The following is a 16,908-nucleotide window of genomic DNA, read 5'->3' as shown; positions in this document are numbered from 1 at the left end:
GCGCGGCGGGACGATCGAGCGGGTCCGGCCGCCCGGCCGGGCCGAGGGGAGGGGGGCGGCGCATGGGCGGCGCACCTGGCACGCCGGTCTTCCAGGCCAGCGGCATCACCAAGGTCTACCGGATGGGCGACGTGGAGGTGCACGCGCTCCGCGGCGTGGACGTCACCTTCCACGAGGGCGAGTTCGTGGTGCTGCTCGGCCCCTCCGGCTCGGGCAAGTCCACCCTCCTCAACGTGCTGGGCGGCCTCGACGTGCCCTCCACCGGCGCGGTGCGCTGGCGCGACCACGACCTGGCCGATCCGGACGAGGGGCTGCTGACGCGCTACCGGCGCGACCACGTCGGCTTCGTCTTCCAGTTCTACAACCTGGTGCCGAGCCTGACGGCGCGCGAGAACGTGGCGCTGGCCGCCGAGATCGCCCGCCGGCCCATGAGCCCGGAGGAGGCGCTCGGGCTGGTCGGCCTCTCGGCCCGGCTCGACCACTTCCCGGCCCAGCTCTCCGGCGGCGAGCAGCAGCGGGTGGCCATCGCCCGCGCCGTGGTGAAGCGGCCCGACGTCCTGCTGTGCGACGAGCCCACCGGCGCGCTCGACGCGGCCACCGGCCGGCTGGTGCTGGAGGTGCTGGCCAGGGTCAACCGGGAGCTCGGCACCACCACCGTGGTCATCACCCACAACGCCTCCATCGCCGACCTGGCCGACCGGGTCCTGAGCCTGCGCGACGGCCTGGTGGTGCAGGAGACGGTCCACGCCGCGCGGAAGACGCCGCAGGAGATCGCCTGGTGAGGCTGCGCGCCCTCGACCGCAAGCTGCTGCGCGACCTGTGGCACCTGCGGGTGCAGGCGGCCGCGGTGGCACTGCTCACGGCGTGCGGCGTGGCCACCCTGGTGGGCTCGGTGACCACCTGGCGCGCCCTGGAGCGGACCCAGGCCGGCTACTACGCGGACCACCGCTTCCCCGACCTGTTCGCCGAGGTGCGCCGCGCCCCCGGCGGCCTGGCGGCCCGGCTGGCCGATCTGCCCGGGGTGGCCGAGGTGGAGCCGCGGGTGGGCGCCTACGGCACGCTGGCGCTCGAGCGGGCCGCCGGGGCGCCCATCACGGCGCGCCTGGTCTCGCAGCCGCCGGGTGGCTCGCGCCTGGACCGGCTCCACCTGCGCACCGGGCGTGGGCCGGCCGGGCCCGGCGAGGTGGCGGTGGGGGAGGGGTTCGCCCAGGCCTGGGGCCTCGGCCCGGGCGACGCCCTGGCCGCGGTGGTGAACGGCCGGCGGGAGCGGCTCACGGTGGTGGGCGTGGCGGTCTCGCCCTCCACCGTCTACGCCATCCGGCCGGGCGACGTCTTCCCCGACGACCGGCACTTCGCGGTGCTCTGGGTGGACCAGGCCACCCTGGCCGCGGCCCTCGACCTGACCGGCGCCTGGAACGAGGTCGGGCTGGTGCTGGCGCCCGGCGCCTCCCGGCCCGAGGTGGTGGCGCAGGTGGACCGGCTGCTGGCGGCGGCCGGCGGCACCGGCGCCTACGGCCGGGACCAGCACGTCTCGCACCGCTTCCTCACCGACGAGATCCGCCAGCTCAAGGCCATGGCGGCGGCGGTCCCGTCGATCTTCATGGGCGTGGCCGCCTACATCATCTCGCTGGTGCTGTCCCGGCTGGTGGCCACGCAGCGGGCCCAGATCGGCATGCTCAAGGCCATCGGCTGGTCGGGGGCGCAGGTGGCGGGCCACTACGCCTGGATGGTGACCGGCATGGCCCTGGCGGGCGGGCTGGCGGGCCTCGGCGGCGGGGTGGCCATGGGGCGGTGGATGGCCGGCGTCTACGCCGCCTACTACCGGCTGCCGGAGCTGCGCTTCGAGGGCGACCTCCCGGTGCTGGCGCTGGCGGTGGCGCTGGCGGTGGCCGCCGCCCTGCTGGGGGCCGCCGGCGCGGTGTGGCGCGCCCTCCGGCTCCCGCCGGCCGAGGCCATGCGGCCGGCCGCGCCGCCCACCTACCGGCCGGGGCTGGTGGAGCGGCTCGGGCTGACCCGCTGGCTCTCTCAGCCGGGGCGCATGGTGGTGCGCGGCCTCTCGCGGCGCCCGCTGCGCGCGGCGCTGGCGGCGCTGGGGCTGTCCACCGCGGTGGCGGTGCTGCTGCTCTCGAACTTCTCCGAGGGGGCGACGTCGCTGATCCTGCGGCGCGAGCTGGAGGAGGCGCAGCGGCAGGACCTCTCGGTCACCTTCGCCAACGCCAGGGGCCCGGAGGCCCTGGCCGAGCTGCGCGCCCTGCCGGGCGTGCTGGCGGTGGAGGGGACCCGCGACGTGCCGGCGGTGCTGCGCCACGGCCACCTGAGCTACCGCACCGGGCTGCGCGGCGTGGAGCCGGACGCGCGGCTGGGCCGGCTGGTGTCGGCCGACGGGCAGGTGGTGCCCGTGCCGCCCTCCGGGCTGGTCCTGTCGCGGCAGCTGGCGGCCATCCTGGCGGTCGAGCCCGGCGGCCTGGTGACGGCCGAGATCACCGAGGGGCGGCGCCCGGTGCTGACGCTCCCGGTGGTGGCCACGGTGGACGACTTCCTCGGCGCCGGCGCCACCATGGCGCGGCAGGCGCTCTCGGCGAGCCTGGGCGAGGGGCCGCTCGTCACCGGGGCCCGCCTGGCCACCGATCCGGCCCTGGCCGGCGAGGTGCGGGCCCGCCTGGCGGCCCGTCCCGGCGTCATGGGGGCCACCTCGCGCGCCGCCACGGTGGCGGCGGTGCGGGTCATCCTCGACGAGCTGGTGGTCACCTACATGGCCGTCATCAGCCTGCTGGCCGCGGGCATCGCCGCCGGCGTGGTCTACAACACCGCCCGCATCACCTGGGCCGAGCGGGAGCCGGAGCTGTCCACGCTGCGGGTCATCGGTTTCACCCGCGGCGAGACCTGGCGGATCCTGGCCGGCGAGCTGCTGGCGCTCCTGGTGGCGGCGCTGCCACTGGGGACGGCGCTGGGCGCGCTGGCCGTGCGCTCCGTGGCCGCCGCCATGTCCAACGACCTCTTCCGGATCCCCGCCGTCGTGAATCGCGGCGAGGTGGCCTGGGCGGTGGGCGTCACCACCGCGGTGACGCTGGCCGTGACCGCGCTGGCCTACCGGTGGGTGGCCCGGCTGGACCTGGCGGGATCGCTCGATCGAAGGGAGTGAGCCATGCGCGTCCGCACCGTCGTCGTCGCCGCCCTGGCCGCCGCCGCCCTGGCGGGGCTGGTGGTCTGGCTCCGCCCCGACCCGGCGCCGGTGGTGACCGCGCCGGTGGTGCGCGGCCCCATCCGCGAGGTGGTGGCGGGGACCGGGCGGGCCCGGGTGCGGGACCGCTACCTGGTGGCCGCGCCGGTGAGCGGCCACCTGCTGCGGGTCCCGGTGGTGGAGGGCCAGCGGGTGGCGCCCGGCCAGCCGCTGGCGTCCATCGCGCCGGCCACCCCGGGGCCGCTCGACGCGCGCAGCCGCGCCGAGCTGCAGGCCCGGCTGGAGGCCGCCCGTGCGGCCGAGGCCGAGGCCGGGGCCGGGCTGGCGCGGGCCGGGCTGGCGGACCAGGAGGGCGCCGCCGAGCTCAGGCGCGCCGAGGCGCTGGCGGCGGGCGGGTCGGTGGCCGGGCGGGAGCTGGAGCTGGCCGGGTACGTGCGGCGCCAGCGGGCGGAGGAGCTGCGCATGGCCGGCCACGCGCGGCGGCGCGCCGCCGGCGAGGTGGCGGCGGCCCGCGCCATGCTGGCCGGGGCGGAGGCGGGCGGGCGCGGCGAGCGGGTGGTCCTGCGGGCGCCGGCGGGCGGGCTGGTGCTCCGGCTGCTCCGAGAGAGCGAGGGGCCGGTGGGGGCGGGGGCGCCGCTCGTGGAGGTGGGCGACCCGGCGGCCCTCGAGGTGGAGCTCGACCTCCTCACCACCCAGGCGGTGCGGATCCGGCCCGGCGCGGCGGTGGCGCTGGTCGGCTGGGGTGGCCAGGGGGCGCTGCCGGGGCGGGTGCGCTCGGTCGATCCGTCGGCCTTCACCAAGGTCTCGGCGCTCGGCGTGGAGGAGCAGCGGGTCCACGTGGTGGTGGATCCGGTGCCGGGCCCGGAGGCCTGGGCGGCGCTCGGTGACGGGTACGCGGTGGAGGCCGAGGTGGTGGTGGCGGAGCGGGCCAGCGCCCTCAAGGCCCCGGCGGGCGCGCTCTTCAGGTCGGGGGACCGGTGGGCGGCCTTCGTGGTGGAGGGCGGGCGCGCCAGGCTGCGGCGCCTGGCGGTGGCCGAGCGAGGCCCGTCCGAGGTGGCGGTGCTCGAGGGGCTCGCCGAGGGGGAGCAGCTCGTCCTCCACCCCACGGACAAGGTGGTGGACGGCGGCCGGGTGAGGTCCAGGTGAGGGTGGGCCGTCCGTCGGATGACCTATCTGGGCGGTCGGCGGGCCAGACGGCCACGGCCCGCCGATCCCAGGAAGCCCTCGTCCTGGCGGGCGGTTGCGCTGGAACGGGTCCATCGTCGTCGCGCGCCCACGGGACTACGAGGGGGCCGACCCCGAGGGTTAAGCTGGCTCGAGGTCACCGATGCCCGGACTCAAGAGAATCCTCGTCGTCGACGACAACCTGACGCTCCGTGTCCTGCTGGGCCATGCCCTGGAGGAGGCCGGCTACCTGGCCCTCTCCGCCGAGTCGGGCGAGGCGGCGCTCGAGGTGATCCGCTTCGACCCGCCCGACCTGCTGGTGGTGGATCACCACATGCCGGGCATGAACGGCGACGAGCTGGTCCGCCGGCTGCGCCGGGCGCCCGAGGAGTGGCTGCGCGCCATCCCGGCCATCGGCCTGACCGGCTACCCGGAGGCGCGGCAGGCGCTGCTCGACGCCGGCGCCCGCTGCGTCCTCGACAAGCCCTTCGCCGAGGGCCCGCTGCTCGCCGCGGTGGCGGCCGCGCTCGGCCAGGCGCCCAACCAGGCCACCGGGCGCGCCCTCCTCACGCTCGCTCCTCTGGGGGCCTGACCTTCGAGAAGGCCCGCCACAGCGCCAGGTCGTAGGCGATCTTGAGCCCCCCGCAGATCAGGAAGGGCAGCCCGGCCAGCGCCGGCACGGCGTAGAGCGGCCCGGCCAGCAGCGGCGAGAGCGCGGCGCCCACGGTGCGCGCGATGCCGGTCACGCCGGCGGCGGCCGCCCGCTCGGTGGGGTCCACCACCGCCATCGTGTAGGACTGCCGCGTCGGCACGTCCATCTGGGAGATGGAGAAGCGGGCGAAGAGGATGGCCACCGCCCAGGGCAGGCTGGGCGCGAAGGGCACCAGCAGGAGGAGGAGGTTGGAGGGCAGGTGGGTGAACACCATGGTGTTCAGGAGCCCGAAGCGGCGGGCCAGCCAGGCGGCCGACAGCGCCGACAGCCCGGCCAGCACGTTGGCGCCCAGGAAGACCGCGCCCACCAGCCCCTCGCCGGCCCCGAAGCGGCGGTGGAGCCACCAGGCCACGAAGCTCTGCACGATGAAGCCGCCGGCGAACGCGTCGAGGGCGAAGAGGGCGGAGAGCCGGACCACCACCCGGCGGGATCGGTGCAGGCCCAGCCCGGGCGAGAGGAGCGGCGGCCGGGCCGCGCCCGGCGACGGGGGGGCCTCGATGCCGGGCCCGAGCCCGGCGAAGAGCAGCATCAGCCCCAGGCCGGCCAGGGCGTAGAGCGCCACCACCATCCGGTAGCTGGCCAGCGGTGCCCAGCCGAGCCGCTGCAGCCCCTCCGCCAGCGCCCCGCCGGTGAAAGCGCCGAGCGCGGTGGCGAAGGCGCCGGTCAGGGTGTACCAGGCGAAGGTCGAGGTGCGCCGCGCCGGGGGGACCGCCTGCGCCAGCGCCGCCTGCTCCACCGCCAGGAAGGGGCCCACCTCGTTTCCGGAGGGGCTGATGATGCCGAGCGTGGCGGCCAGCAGCAGCAGCCAGAAGTCCTGCGTCACCGCGAAGAGCAGCCCGGCCCCCACCATGAGGGCCGCGCCGAGGAGGAGCGTGCGGCGGCGGCCGGCCGCGTCGGCGCGGGTGGTGAGGACCAGCGAGAGGGCGGTGTCGCCCAGCAGGGTCAGGCTGAGGAGCAGGCCGATGCGGGCCTCCGAGAGGCCGGCGGCCGCCAGGTGGAAGACCAGCACCACCGACAGCGCGCCGTAGGCGAAGAGCCGCACCCCGCGCGCGCCGAAGAGGCGGGCGACGTCGGCGCGGTCCGCCCCGGGCGGCGGCGTCACGGGCGGCTCAGAGGCCGTGAGGGGATTCCTTCACGGCCTCTCAGCCGCGGGCCCAGGCCTGGAGCGCCGCCGAGACGGCGGTCCCCGGCACGGGGCCCTTCCCCTGGGCGGCCAGCGCCTGCTCCAGCGCCGCCAGCACCGCCAGCACGTGCTCCTGCCGCGAGCCCTCGCCCATCAGCCCGACGCGCCAGACCTTGCCGGCCAGCGGCCCGAGGCCGCCCCCGATCTCGATGGACCGCTCCGCCAGCAGCCAGCGGCGCACCGCCGCCTCGTCCACGCCGGGTGGCACCTTGACGCAGTTGAGCGAGGGGAGCCGGTGGCCAGCGGCCGCCTGTGGCTCGCAGCCCAGCGCCGCCAGGCCGGCCAGCAGGGCCGCGGCGTTGCGCTGGTGGCGGGCGAAGCGGGCCGGCAGCCCCTCCTCGAAGACCAGCCGCAGCGACTCGCGCAGCGCGTAGACCATCGAGATGGGCGCGGTGTGGTGGTAGGCGCGCTTCCCGTCGGCCCAGTAGTCGGCGATCATCGAGGCGTCCAGGTACCAGCTCTGGACCTTGGTCGTGCGCCCCTTCACCACCTCCAGGGCGCGCGGCGAGAGCGTGAACGGCGCCAGGCCGGGCGGGCAGGAGAGGCACTTCTGCGTGCCGGAGTAGACGGCGTCGGCCCCCCAGGCGTCCACCTCCACCGGCAGGCCGCCCAGCGAGGTGACGGTGTCCACCACCAGCAGCGCGCCGTGCTCGTGGCAGAGCTGGCCGAGGCCCTCCATGGGCTGCCAGGCCCCGGTGGAGGTCTCGGCGTGCACCAGGCCCACCGCCTTGACCTTGCCCTCGCGCGCCAGCACCTCGGCCAGCGCCTGGCGCGTCACCACCTCGCCCCAGGGGAGCTCCACCTTCACCAGGCGCGCGCCGCAGCGCCCCACGATGTCGGCCATGCGGGTGCCGAAGACGCCGCTCACCACCACCACCATGGTGTCGCCGGGCTCGAGCACGTTGACCAGCGCCGCCTCCATGCCCGCCGACCCGGTGCCGGAGAGGGCGATGGTGAAGGGGTTCTGGGTGCCGAAGGCGGCGCGCAGCTGGGCCTGCACCTCGTTCATGATCTCCAGGAACTTGGGGTCGAGGTGGCCGAGCAGCGGCGTCGACATGGCCTTCAGCACGCGCGGGTGCACCGGGCTGGGGCCGGGGCCGAGCAGGAGGCGCAGGGGCGGGGCGAGCTCGGAGACGATGGGGGCGGTCATGGCGGCCTCGGGGGAGGAGGAGGGCTGCGGCACGGGGACTGGCACAGGTGTACCGCGGCCGGCGCCACCCGAGGCGCGCCCCGATGGGGGCGGCCGGGCGGAAGAACCGGCCGCCCCGCCGGTTCCTCCCCTGGTGGCGCGGCTCCCCGGTTCCAGCGGATGATGGCCGGCCCACCACGGGACCCATGACCTCCACGCTCGCCGCACTCGGCCTCGCCCTCCTCGCCGCCGCCCCCCCACCCTGGCTGGCCGCGCCGCCGCTCTCGGCCGATCCGCGCGCCCTGCAGGACGCCGCCGCGGCGCTGGCGGCGCCGGACGGGGCGGACATCGACGTCCTGCTCGAGGAGGCGCACATCGCCTTCGACGCGCAGGGGCGGACCGTCACCACCACGCGGCTGGTCTACCGGGCGCTGACGCGCCAGGGGGCCGAGCGCTGGGCCGAGGTCGGCCGGGCCTGGGCGCCCTGGTACCAGGCGCGGCCCGAGGTGCGGGCCCGGGTGGTGCGGGCCGACGGCGCGGTGCACCTGCTCGACCCCGCCACGCTGGTGGAGGCCGGGCTGGGGGACGTGGCCCGCGGGGTCTTCAGCGACCGTCGGGTGCTGAAGGGGCCGCTGCCGGGGGTGGACGCCGGGGCGGTGGTGGAGGAGGTGTCGGTGGTGCGCGACCTGGCGCCGCTCTTCGAGGCCGGCACGGTGCGGCGCTTCGACGTGGGGCGCGAGGACGCCATCCGCACGGTGCGGCTGGTGGTCGAGGCGCCCGAGTCGCTGCCGCTGTCCACCGCCCTGCGGGGCGGGCTCGGCGGGGCGCCCACCACGGCCAGGGCCGGGGGCCGCCGGGTCCTCACCTGGCAGTGGGAGCGGGTGCCGCCGCGCGCCCGCCCCGAGCCGCTCCAGCCGCCCGACGTGGCCTCCACGCCGCACCTGGCGCTGGCCACCGGCGCCGGCTGGCGCGAGGTGGCGTCGGCCTACGCGGCGGTGGTGGAGCGGCAGCTCGAGGGGGCCGACCTGGCGGCGGTGGCGGCCGCGGTGGTGCCCCGCGGGACGGGCCGGGAGGCGGCGGCCCAGCTGGTGCTCGACTGGCTCAGGCAGCAGGTCCGCTACACCGGGCTCGAGCTCGGCGAGGCGGCGCTGGTGCCGGCCCGGCCGGCCGAGTCGCTGGCCCGGCGCTACGGGGACTGCAAGGACCTGGCGCTGCTGGCGGCGGGCGTGCTGCGCGCCGCCGGCTTCCCCTCCACCCTGGCCCTGGTGCGGGCCGGCGGCGACGACCCGGATCCGCTGCCCGGCCTGGGCGAGTTCGACCACGCGCTGGTGGCGGTGGCCGGCGCGCCGCCGCTCTTCCTCGACGCCACCGATCCCTTCACCCCGGCCGGCCAGCTGCCGGCCATCCTGCACGGGCGCGCCGCGCTGGTGGCGTCGAAGGAGACGCGCGGGCTGGTGCGGCTGCCGCAGCCGCCGGCCGGCGCCAGCCGGGTGGAGATCACCCGCGAGATCACCCTCTCCGAGAGCGGCTGGGCAGACGCCCGCGAGCTGCAGGTGCTGACCGGCTGGCCGGCCACCGACCAGCGCGCCGCGGTGCGCCGGCTCTCCCCGGGGCAGCGCGCCGAGCGCGACCACGCGCTGGTCGCCAGCCACTTCGTGCAGGCCACCTCGGGCGAGGTGGCCTTCGAGGGGCTGGAGCAGCCGGACGGGCCGGTGCGGCTCACCCTGACCGGCCGGGGCTCGCACTGGGCCGTCACCCGCGCCGATGACGCCGAGGCGGTGACCTCGCCGGCCTACCTGCTGGAGTGGCTGCCGCCGCAGGTGCGGCCGCCGCGGGCGCGCGGCGCCCCGGGCGATGGGGCCGGCGACGAGGCCGACGACGAGGCGGAGGCCGCCGAGGCCCGGCCCGAGCCGCGCCGGTCCGAGCTGCTCCTGCCGCTGGCGTACCAGGGCTCGCTGACCTACCGGGTCACCCCGCCGGCCGGGTTCGAGCTGGAGGGCCCGCTCCCCTCGCCGAGCCGCCTGGTGATCGGGCCGCTCACCGCGGAGCGGCGCGCCACGCTGGCCGCCGGCGGGCTGGTGGAGGTGACGCACACCGTGACGGTGGACCGCCGCCGGCTCTCGGCCGAGGAGGTGGAGGCGCTGCGGGCCGGCCTGCCGCCGCTGCTGGCCGACGAGCCGCGCCTGCGCTTCACCCGCACCTCGGCGCGGCTGCTCGAGGCGGGCCAGGGGCGGGAGGCGCTCGACGAGCTGAGGCGCCTGGTGGACCTCCACCCGGGCGAGGCGCGCCACCTGAACCACCTGGCGCAGGCGCTGCTCAGGCTCGGCCTGGGCGAGGCGGGGCGCCAGGCGGCCCGCCAGGCGGTGGCCGCCGAGCCGTCCTCGAGCTGGTCGCACCGGGTGCTGGCCACGACGCTGGAGCACGACGCGCTGGGGCGCTGGCTGGCGCCCGGCTGCGACCTCGAGGGCGCGGTGGCGGCGCAGCGCCGCGCCGTGGAGCTGGACCGCGAGCCGGCGGTGCGGGCCCACCTGGCCTTCCAGCTGGAGCACGGGGCGCGCTGCGAGCGGTTCGGCGAGGGAGCCAGGCTCGACGAGGCCGCGGCGGCCTACCGCTTCATCCGCACCGAGCTGAAGAGCAAGGACTACGATCGCGCGCTGCTGGCGGTGCTGCTGCGCGCCGGGCGCTTCGAGGAGGCCGGGCCGGTGGCGCAGGACCTGCCCGACGGACCGGAGCGCCGGGCCGCCCAGCTGGCCGTGCGGGCGGCCACCGAGGGGGTGGAGCCGGCGGTGCGCGAGGCGCTGCGCATCCCGTCGGGGGAGCGGGCCGCGGTGCTCGACCAGGCGGCCCAGCACCTGACGCTGGCGCGCCGCTACCCGGCCGCCGCCCGCCTGCTCGACGGCGGGGCCGGCGGCACGCCGCAGTCGGCGCAGCTCAAGGCGCGCGCCGCCATGCTGGCGCGCGTCAAGCGGGTCGAGGAGCTCGACCTGGCCCCGTCCAGGCCCGCCACGCTGGTGCCGCGGCTGCTCCGCGCCATGGCCGAGGGCGGCCGGGCCTGGGCGGCCGTGCCGGAGCTGGGCGACGAGGTGAAGGGCGGCGCCGCCCCGGCGCTGGCGGGCGCGGACCTGTCGGCCACCTTCCGGCGCGGCCTGCGCGGCAGCTCGGGCCTGCCCGACCGGGTGGCGCTGGACGCCGGCCTGTCGCTGCTCGAGGTCCGCACCGAGGGCGATCCGGCCTGGGCGCTCCGGCTGGTCGGGACCACCCCGTCGCTGCAGGTGCCGCTCACCTTCGCGGTCGTGAAGGAGCAGGCGGGCTGGCGGCTGGTCACCACCGAGCCGGTGGCGTCCGGCCTGGGCGCCGCCCTGCGGCGGCGCGCCGAGGCGGGCGAGCTGGCCGGGGCGCGCGCGGTGCTGGAGGTGGCCCGGCTGGAGGCCGGCGAGCCGGTGGAGGGCCGGCCGGCCAGCGTGCTGGCGGCCCTGGCGCCCCCGGGGCGCGAGCTGGGGCGGGAGGGGCTGGCGCTGGCCGGCGCCGCCCTGGAGTCGTTCGGGGCCCCCGACGCGGTGCGGGGCACGCTCGAGGCGGCGCTGGCCGGCGCCGCGGACCCGAAGGTCCGCCAGGCGCTCGGCTGGGCCCTGGCGGCCGGCCACGCCGCCAAGGCGCGATGGGCCGAGGTGCTGCCGGTGGCCGACGCGCTGCTCCTCGCGGAGCCGGGCTCGGATCGCGCCTTCGGCCTGAAGACGGCGGCGCTCATCGAGCTGGGCCGCAAGGCCGAGCTGGCGGCCGCGGTGGCGGCGCGGCGAGCCCTCAAGCCGGGCGACCCTGCGGCGGCGCGGGCCGAGGTGGGGGCGGCGCTGCGCGAGGGCGACGTGGTGGCGGCGCTGGCGCAGGAGCGGGCCATCGTGGCCTCGGGCCGGCCGGACGCCGGCGACCACAACAACCTGGCCTGGGCCATGCTGTTCCAGCCGCCGGTGGACGGGGAGGCGCTGGAGCAGGCTCGGCGCGCCGTGGAGCTGACCCGCGACCGCGAGCCGGCCTACCTGCACACCCTGGCCACCGTGCACGCGGTGCGCGGCGAGGCGGCCGAGGCGCTGCAGGTGCTCAGGCGCGCCGTGGAGCTGGCCAGCGTGGGCAACCTGCCGGCGCCGCACGACTGGCTGGTGGTCGGCCTCATCGCCGAGCGGTACGGGATGCCGGCCGAGGCCGCCGCCGCCTACCGGCGGGTCACGCCGCCGGAGCGGCCCGACGGCCTCTCCAGCCACGTGCTGGCCCAGCAGCGCCTCACGGCGCTGGGCGCGACGCCCTGAGCCAGCCCTCGACCTGCCCGGTGATGAACGGCACCGCCTGGTCCACCCGCAGCGGGCGGGGACCCAGGCTGAACGGGGCGAAGCCGCGCCGCTCGAGCTCGGCCGCCTCGTAGGGGGTCCAGCCGCCCTCCGGCCCGACCGCCACCGCCACCCCGCCGGCCGGCGCCGGCAGGGCCTCCACCGGCCCGGGCGCGCCCGGGTCGGCCAGGAGCCGCGCGCCCGGGAAGGCGGCGTCGAGGTCGTCCTCCACGAAGGGCTTGAAGAAGCGGTGCAGCGTCACCACCGGCAGCGCCGTGTCCTTGCCCTGCTCCAGGCCCAGCAGGAGCTCGCCGCGGATGGCGGCGGGCTCCAGGTGCGGCGACGACCAGTAGCTCTTCTCCACCCGGTAGGACCCGAGCAGCGCCAGCCGCTTGACGCCCATGGCGGCGACGGCCTGCAGCACCTTGCGCAGGATCTTGGGGCGCGGCAGGGCCAGCACCAGCGCCACCGGCGAGGGCGGCGGCGGCGGGCGGTTGAGCGCGGCCCGCAGCAGCAGCTCGTCGGCCGAGGCGGCCAGCACCTCGGCCTGGCCCATGGCCCCGCCGAGCAGCCCGACCGTCAGCCGGTCCCCGGGCCGGCAGCGCAGCACCTCGCAGGCGTGCCGGGCGCGGCGCCCGGCCAGGCGCGCCTGGCCGTCGGGGGCGAGCTCGCCCGGCTCGAGGAGGAGGAGGTTCACGGCGCGGCAGGCTCGCCCGCAGGGGGGCAGGAGTCAACGGGCGCGCCGCCCGCGGGCGCGCTAGAGTCCCGGGAGGATGTCCCAGACCCCGCCCGGCTACACGCTCATCTCGGTCCTCTTCTCGACCTTTCCGCTCGAGCAGTCGCTGGCCGCCACGCTGCACCAGGCGGCGGTGGACCTCTACCAGCGCGACGTCGGCTTCGGCCCGGTGGCCGGCGAGGTGGTCTCCGGCCGGGTGGTCAACCTGAAGAAGAGCCTGTCGCTGGGCAGCATCAGCGGGCCGGCCTTCGAGGCCGAGCTCGACACGGCGCGGGGCAGCGGCACGGTGCGCTACCTGCTGACGCGCCAGGGGCTCGACCTGATGGGCATCCAGGCCCCGGCCCGGCCGGCGGCGCCGCGGGCCTGGCTCAACTGAGCCTCAGCCGTGGACGAGGGTCTTGCGCATCACCACGTGCGGCACGCCCTCGGCCAGAAACTCCCCGCCTTCCTGCGCGTAGCCGCGGTGCCGGAAGAAGGGCACGGCCGGCAGCTGCGCGTGGCAGATGAGGTCGCCGATGCCGCGCATGCTGGCCAGCTCCTCGAGCATGTGGATGACCTGTTCGCCCACGCCGAGGCGCCGGTGGGTCGAGGCCACCGCCATGCGGCCGATCTGGCCGGTGCGGGAGTCGACCCGCACCAGGCGGCCGGTGCCGACGCAGCGCCCGGCCTCGTCGATGGCCACCACGTGGTTGGCGTTGTGGTCGTGCACGTCGCGGTCGAGCGGGCGCGGGACGTTCTGCTCGGTCTCGAAGACGTCGCGGCGCAGGCCGTAGGCGAGTTCCCGGTCCTCGGCGGTCGAGGCGAAGCGAACCGTGTAGGGCATGTTCCTTCCTTAGCCGAAGCCGGGCCCGCCGCGCTACCGGCCAGCGCACGAGGGGGCTGCCGGGGGCGCGCGCCCCGGCGCCGGGAACGACGAAGCCCCCCGGCCTGCCGGCCGGAGGGCTCGGGCAGGCGCCGGGTGGCGCCGCGGCCTACTTCTTGACGGCCGGCTTGGCAGCCGGGGCCGGCTTGGCGGCGGGCGCCGGGGCGGCGGCTGGCGCGGCGGCCTTCATCACCCGGTTGCCGGTCTCGTCCATGGAGGTGAAGAGGGCCGGCTTGGTGCTCACCGTGGCCGCGTCGGCCTTGATGGGGTGGCAGACGCCGCAGAAGGCGTCCATGTTCTGCCCCTTGGCGCCGGTGTCCACGCGCAGGTACTTGAAGTTCGTGTTGGACGGGTGCGGGTCGTGGCAGCCGAGGCACTCGAAGCGGCCGCCGTCGCGCAGCAGCTCGGCCGGGACCTTGGCGATGCGCTGGTCCACCGTGGCCATGCCGTACGGGTGGCTCATGTTGGCGTGCACCGGGGCGTAGCCCTGGCCGCCCTTGTTCGACTCCTGGTGACAGCCGAGGCAGAGGGCGGTGGTGCCGGTGTAGGGCTGCTTGGTCTTGGGGTTCAGGTCGGCCTTGTTGGCGGCCACCGCGAAGATGACCTCGCCCTTGGCGGTGTGGATGGCGTGGCAGCCGACGCAGCCGACGCCGTCGTGGCCGCCGGCGGCGAAGGCGGCCGCGGGAGCGGAGAGGGTGAGGGCGAGGGCGAGGCGGGTGACGAGCGACATTCGAACTCCTTCGGACCTGGGGAGGGGGTGGAGGAAAAACGCCCGGACTCTAGAGGGTTCGGATGACCCATCGCATTGACGCGGGACAATGACGCGTGGTGTCGGTCCATTTCCTCCACGACCCGGAGTAGCATCCCGCCCGTGACACCCAAGTCTCCGGAATCGCTGGGCGCCGGGTCGCCGCTGGCCGCGTCGCCCTCGCCCGTCCGGGTGGTGCTGGTCCGACCGCGCAACCCCGAGAACCTGGGCGCGGTGGCCCGGGCCATGCGGAACTTCGACCTCGACGACTGGGCCATCGTGGCGCTCGGCACCCACGACTTCGCCACCGCCCGGCGCGTGGCGGTGCACGCCGAGGAGCTGCTCGACCGGCCGCGGCTGGTGGCCACGCTCGACGAGGCGGTGGCCGACTGCGCCTGGGTGGTCGGGACCAGCGCCCGCAAGGTGCGCGGCAAGCGCCGCCTGCTCCCCGAGGAGGTGGCGCGCGAGGCGGCGGCGCGGGCGCCGGGGCGAACCGCCATCGTCTTCGGCGAGGAGCGGAGCGGGCTGACCGGGGAGGAGCTGGACCGCTGCCACGACCTGTCGGCCGCCCCCACCGGCCAGGCGCAGCCCTCGCTCAACCTGGCCCAGGCGGTGCTGCTCTATGCCTACGAGGCGCGGCGGGCCGCCGGGGTGGCGCCGCGGGGCAAGGAGGGGGCGCTGGCCACCGACGCCGACCTGGCGCGGCTGGAGGAGGTGCTGCGGGAGCTGCTGCGCGCCGGCCGCTTCCTGGCGGGGCCGGAGCGCCACGCCGTTCGCGACCTCAGCGACGTGCTGCGGCGCGGACGCCCCTCGCCGCGCGAGGCCCGGCTCTGGGAGACGGCGCTGCGGGCGCTGGCGCGCAGGCTCGGTGCGGGGTGACTCCCTCCGACGTCGCGCCCCAACGGGAAGCAGCACCGACCCGCCCCGGGAGGGCATGATAGGGCCTCGTCGCGCCACCCGGCGCGGGAGGAGGAAAGACATGGCCATCGACTTCGCCACCCTGGACCTGCGCGACGCGCTCGACCTCGCCATCCTGATGGAGGTGGAGGCGCGGGAGCGCTACGCCGACTTCGCCAAGGTGGTGGGCGGGCGCTACCCCGGCGACGCCGCCGACGTCTTCAAGCTGATGAGCTCCTACGAGGAGAAGCACGAGGCGCAGCTCAGGGCGCGCCGCCGCTCCCTCTTCCAGGACCAGCCCAGCCGGGTCCGGCTGGAGCAGCTCGACGACGCCGAGGCGCCCGACCGGAGCTCGCCGCGGGTCTTCATGTCGGCCCGCGACGCCATGGAGGTGGCGCTGGCCTCGGAGGAGAAGGCCTGGACCTTCTTCGACGACGCGCTCCGCGCCGTGAAGGACCAGTCGGTGCGGGACCTCTTCACGGAGCTGCGCGGGGAGGAGGCGGAGCACCGGACCATGCTGGCCGAGCGGCTCAAGGGGATGCCCAAGGGTCCCGACCTCACCGAGGCGGAGGCGGACCAGCCCGGCTCCGACGGCGGCTAGGGTCGCCTGCCCGGCATGTCCACCTTCACCTGGCGCGACCGCGGCGACGAGCGGCTCCTGTACCTCGACGATCCGGCGCTCCCGCAGGCGCGTCACCTCACGGTGCGCCGCCAGCCGGGCCAGCCCGGCGACGACCCGACCTGGTGCGCCGCCTGCGTGCTGGTGGCCGGCGAGCCGGAGCGCGAGGTCGGGGACGGGCTGCTGGACGCGGGCTTCGCCGAGGACGTCATCCTGAAGTACGCCATCCAGGGGCTGGCGCAGCTCCACGGGGTCTCGCCGGTGCCCGGCATCCCGGACGAGGAGGCCGGCGAGGCCGAGGTGCTGATCGCCCGGCTGTGGCGCGTCCTCACCGAGCGCTGGGCGCCGCCGGAGGGGGCCAGCCGGCCAGCCGAGGCGGGCGGCGACGAGGGGTGAGCCGGGCCGCGGCGCGGGCTCACGCCTTGCGCCGGAACACCAGCACGGCCGGGTCGAGCTCGGGCGGCAGCACCAGGCGGGAGAGCCCCTCGTCGGGGCCCCAGTCGAAGGCCCGCTGGGCCTGGTAGGCCTGCCAGTCGCCGGCGGCGAAGCGGTGGCGGGTGGTCACCACCACGTAGAGCTCCACGCTGGGCGTGGTGAAGACGCGCCGCTCGAAGCCGTTGCCCGGCGGCGGGAAGGAGCAGAGCACGGCGCGCGGGCGGTGGCGGGCCAGCGCCTCGGCGGCGTCGAGCCGCTCCACGTCGGCCGGGTAGGAGACGGCGTGGCGCCAGGACTGGTCGTCGGAGGCGGACACGTCGGCGCCGCTGGCCCTGAGGAAGCGGCTGAGGGTGCCGTCGCCGGCGGCGATCTCGACGGCCGGCCGGCCGGCCAGCAGGGCGGCGAGCGCCCGCACCAGCTCCCGCGAGTAGAAGCAGTAGATGCCGCGGGGCTGCACCAGCGGCATGAGGAGGCGCCGCTGGGTCACCAGCGGCCAGACCAGCCTGAAGGCGCGCAGCGGCACCGGCCGGCGCTCCAGCCCGCGGCCGAAGAGGAGCGCCTGGATGAGGGTGCCGCTCCACCGGCCCAGCCGCACGGTGCCGCCGGCCTGGCCGGTGGCGGCGGACAGCAGGGTGCGCTCCATGGCCAGGGTGGCCATGCGGGCGGCGGCCAGCCGGGGCAGCGCCGAGGCCAGCACCTCCGGGTGGCCGTGGCTCCGCTGGAGGCGGCTCCGCCAGGGCGCCGCGGCCTCGCGGGCGCCGCGGACGAAGGCCTCCAGCGCCTCCGGCCGGCCTGCCGCGGCGGCGGACACCAGCGCCTCGCCGACCGCCTGCCACTCGGCGGGGTAGCGCGCCTGCAGCTCCTCGAGCGAGGCGGCGTCGAGGTGCGCCACCTCGGCGCGGGCGGAGGGGGGCACGGACCTC

At 77.3% G+C, this 16,908-nt stretch carries 14 protein-coding genes and 1 pseudogene; 9 read left to right on the top strand and 6 right to left on the bottom strand.

Going from position 1 to position 16,908, the window contains the following annotated elements:
- Window positions 1-62: 62 nt before the first annotated feature.
- The 4 genes and pseudogenes from IPO09_21690 to IPO09_21675 all read left to right on the top strand — a co-directional run bounded on the left by IPO09_21690 (window position 63) and on the right by IPO09_21675 (window position 4,934).
- A complete protein-coding gene (locus IPO09_21690) occupies window positions 63-782 on the top strand; it encodes an ABC transporter ATP-binding protein (GenBank protein MBK9519883.1) in 720 nt (239 codons plus the stop codon).
- Window positions 783-784: 2 nt separating this feature from the next.
- On the top strand, window positions 785-3,142 hold the full coding sequence (locus IPO09_21685; GenBank protein MBK9519882.1) for an FtsX-like permease family protein: 2,358 nt from the start codon (window positions 785-787) through the stop codon (window positions 3,140-3,142).
- A gap of 3 nt (window positions 3,143-3,145) precedes the next feature.
- Window positions 3,146-4,327, top strand: coding sequence for an HlyD family efflux transporter periplasmic adaptor subunit (locus IPO09_21680; protein ID MBK9519881.1), 1,182 nt, complete (start codon window positions 3,146-3,148; stop codon window positions 4,325-4,327).
- A gap of 181 nt (window positions 4,328-4,508) precedes the next feature.
- Window positions 4,509-4,934: pseudogene (locus IPO09_21675) on the top strand (response regulator).
- Here the strand turns inward: IPO09_21675 and IPO09_21670 are convergent.
- Complete coding sequence (locus IPO09_21670; GenBank protein MBK9519880.1) at window positions 4,912-6,159, bottom strand: MFS transporter; 1,248 nt, start codon at window positions 6,157-6,159, stop codon at window positions 4,912-4,914. The pseudogene IPO09_21675 and the gene IPO09_21670 overlap by 23 nt on opposite strands.
- Window positions 6,160-6,199: 40 nt before the next feature.
- Entirely contained in the window at window positions 6,200-7,390 is a 1,191-nt protein-coding gene (locus IPO09_21665) for an alanine--glyoxylate aminotransferase family protein (protein MBK9519879.1), read from the bottom strand.
- A 185-nt stretch (window positions 7,391-7,575) separates the two neighbouring features.
- On the opposite strand from IPO09_21665, the gene IPO09_21660 reads away from it, so the two are divergent.
- The gene (locus IPO09_21660) at window positions 7,576-11,670 is read left to right on the top strand and encodes a DUF3857 domain-containing protein (protein ID MBK9519878.1); all 4,095 of its coding nucleotides are present in this window, start codon (window positions 7,576-7,578) and stop codon (window positions 11,668-11,670) included.
- Here the strand turns inward: IPO09_21660 and IPO09_21655 are convergent.
- The gene (locus IPO09_21655; GenBank protein MBK9519877.1) at window positions 11,645-12,385 is read right to left on the bottom strand and encodes a 16S rRNA (uracil(1498)-N(3))-methyltransferase; all 741 of its coding nucleotides are present in this window, start codon (window positions 12,383-12,385) and stop codon (window positions 11,645-11,647) included. The two genes, IPO09_21660 and IPO09_21655, sit on opposite strands and share 26 nt — an antisense overlap.
- Before the next feature lie 76 nt (window positions 12,386-12,461).
- Between IPO09_21655 and IPO09_21650 the strand changes: the two genes are divergently transcribed.
- Window positions 12,462-12,800 carry a hypothetical protein gene (locus tag IPO09_21650; GenBank protein MBK9519876.1) on the top strand — a complete coding sequence of 113 codons (339 nt, stop codon included), beginning with the start codon at window positions 12,462-12,464 and terminating at the stop codon, window positions 12,798-12,800.
- Between the two features lie 3 nt (window positions 12,801-12,803).
- Here the strand turns inward: IPO09_21650 and IPO09_21645 are convergent, their stop codons facing one another.
- Both IPO09_21645 and IPO09_21640 read right to left on the bottom strand, forming a co-directional pair.
- A complete protein-coding gene (locus IPO09_21645) occupies window positions 12,804-13,247 on the bottom strand; it encodes a GNAT family N-acetyltransferase (GenBank protein MBK9519875.1) in 444 nt (147 codons plus the stop codon).
- 148 nt (window positions 13,248-13,395) lie between these two features.
- On the bottom strand, window positions 13,396-14,016 hold the full coding sequence (locus tag IPO09_21640) for a cytochrome C (GenBank protein ID MBK9519874.1): 621 nt from the start codon (window positions 14,014-14,016) through the stop codon (window positions 13,396-13,398).
- 183 nt (window positions 14,017-14,199) lie between these two features.
- Here IPO09_21640 and IPO09_21635 point away from each other — a divergent pair, with 183 nt between their 5' ends.
- The 3 genes from IPO09_21635 (at window position 14,200) to IPO09_21625 (ending at window position 15,946) form a co-directional block, all read left to right on the top strand.
- Window positions 14,200-14,913 carry an RNA methyltransferase gene (locus IPO09_21635; protein MBK9519873.1) on the top strand — a complete coding sequence of 238 codons (714 nt, stop codon included), beginning with the start codon at window positions 14,200-14,202 and terminating at the stop codon, window positions 14,911-14,913.
- A gap of 100 nt (window positions 14,914-15,013) precedes the next feature.
- A complete protein-coding gene (locus tag IPO09_21630; GenBank protein ID MBK9519872.1) occupies window positions 15,014-15,532 on the top strand; it encodes a ferritin family protein in 519 nt (172 codons plus the stop codon).
- Window positions 15,533-15,547: 15 nt separating this feature from the next.
- On the top strand, window positions 15,548-15,946 hold the full coding sequence (locus IPO09_21625; GenBank protein MBK9519871.1) for a hypothetical protein: 399 nt from the start codon (window positions 15,548-15,550) through the stop codon (window positions 15,944-15,946).
- Between the two features lie 19 nt (window positions 15,947-15,965).
- Here IPO09_21625 and IPO09_21620 read toward each other — a convergent pair whose 3' ends face one another.
- Window positions 15,966-16,901 (bottom strand): SAM-dependent methyltransferase, encoded by a 936-nt coding sequence (locus IPO09_21620; GenBank protein MBK9519870.1) that lies wholly within the window; start codon window positions 16,899-16,901, stop codon window positions 15,966-15,968.
- Window positions 16,902-16,908: the final 7 nt, after the last annotated feature.

The sequence above is a fragment of the Anaeromyxobacter sp. genome (assembly GCA_016718565.1).
Taxonomy (GTDB): domain Bacteria; phylum Myxococcota; class Myxococcia; order Myxococcales; family Anaeromyxobacteraceae; genus JADKCZ01.
Note: the sequence above shows the minus strand (reverse complement) of the source record. Positions and strands in the feature narration are given on the sequence as shown.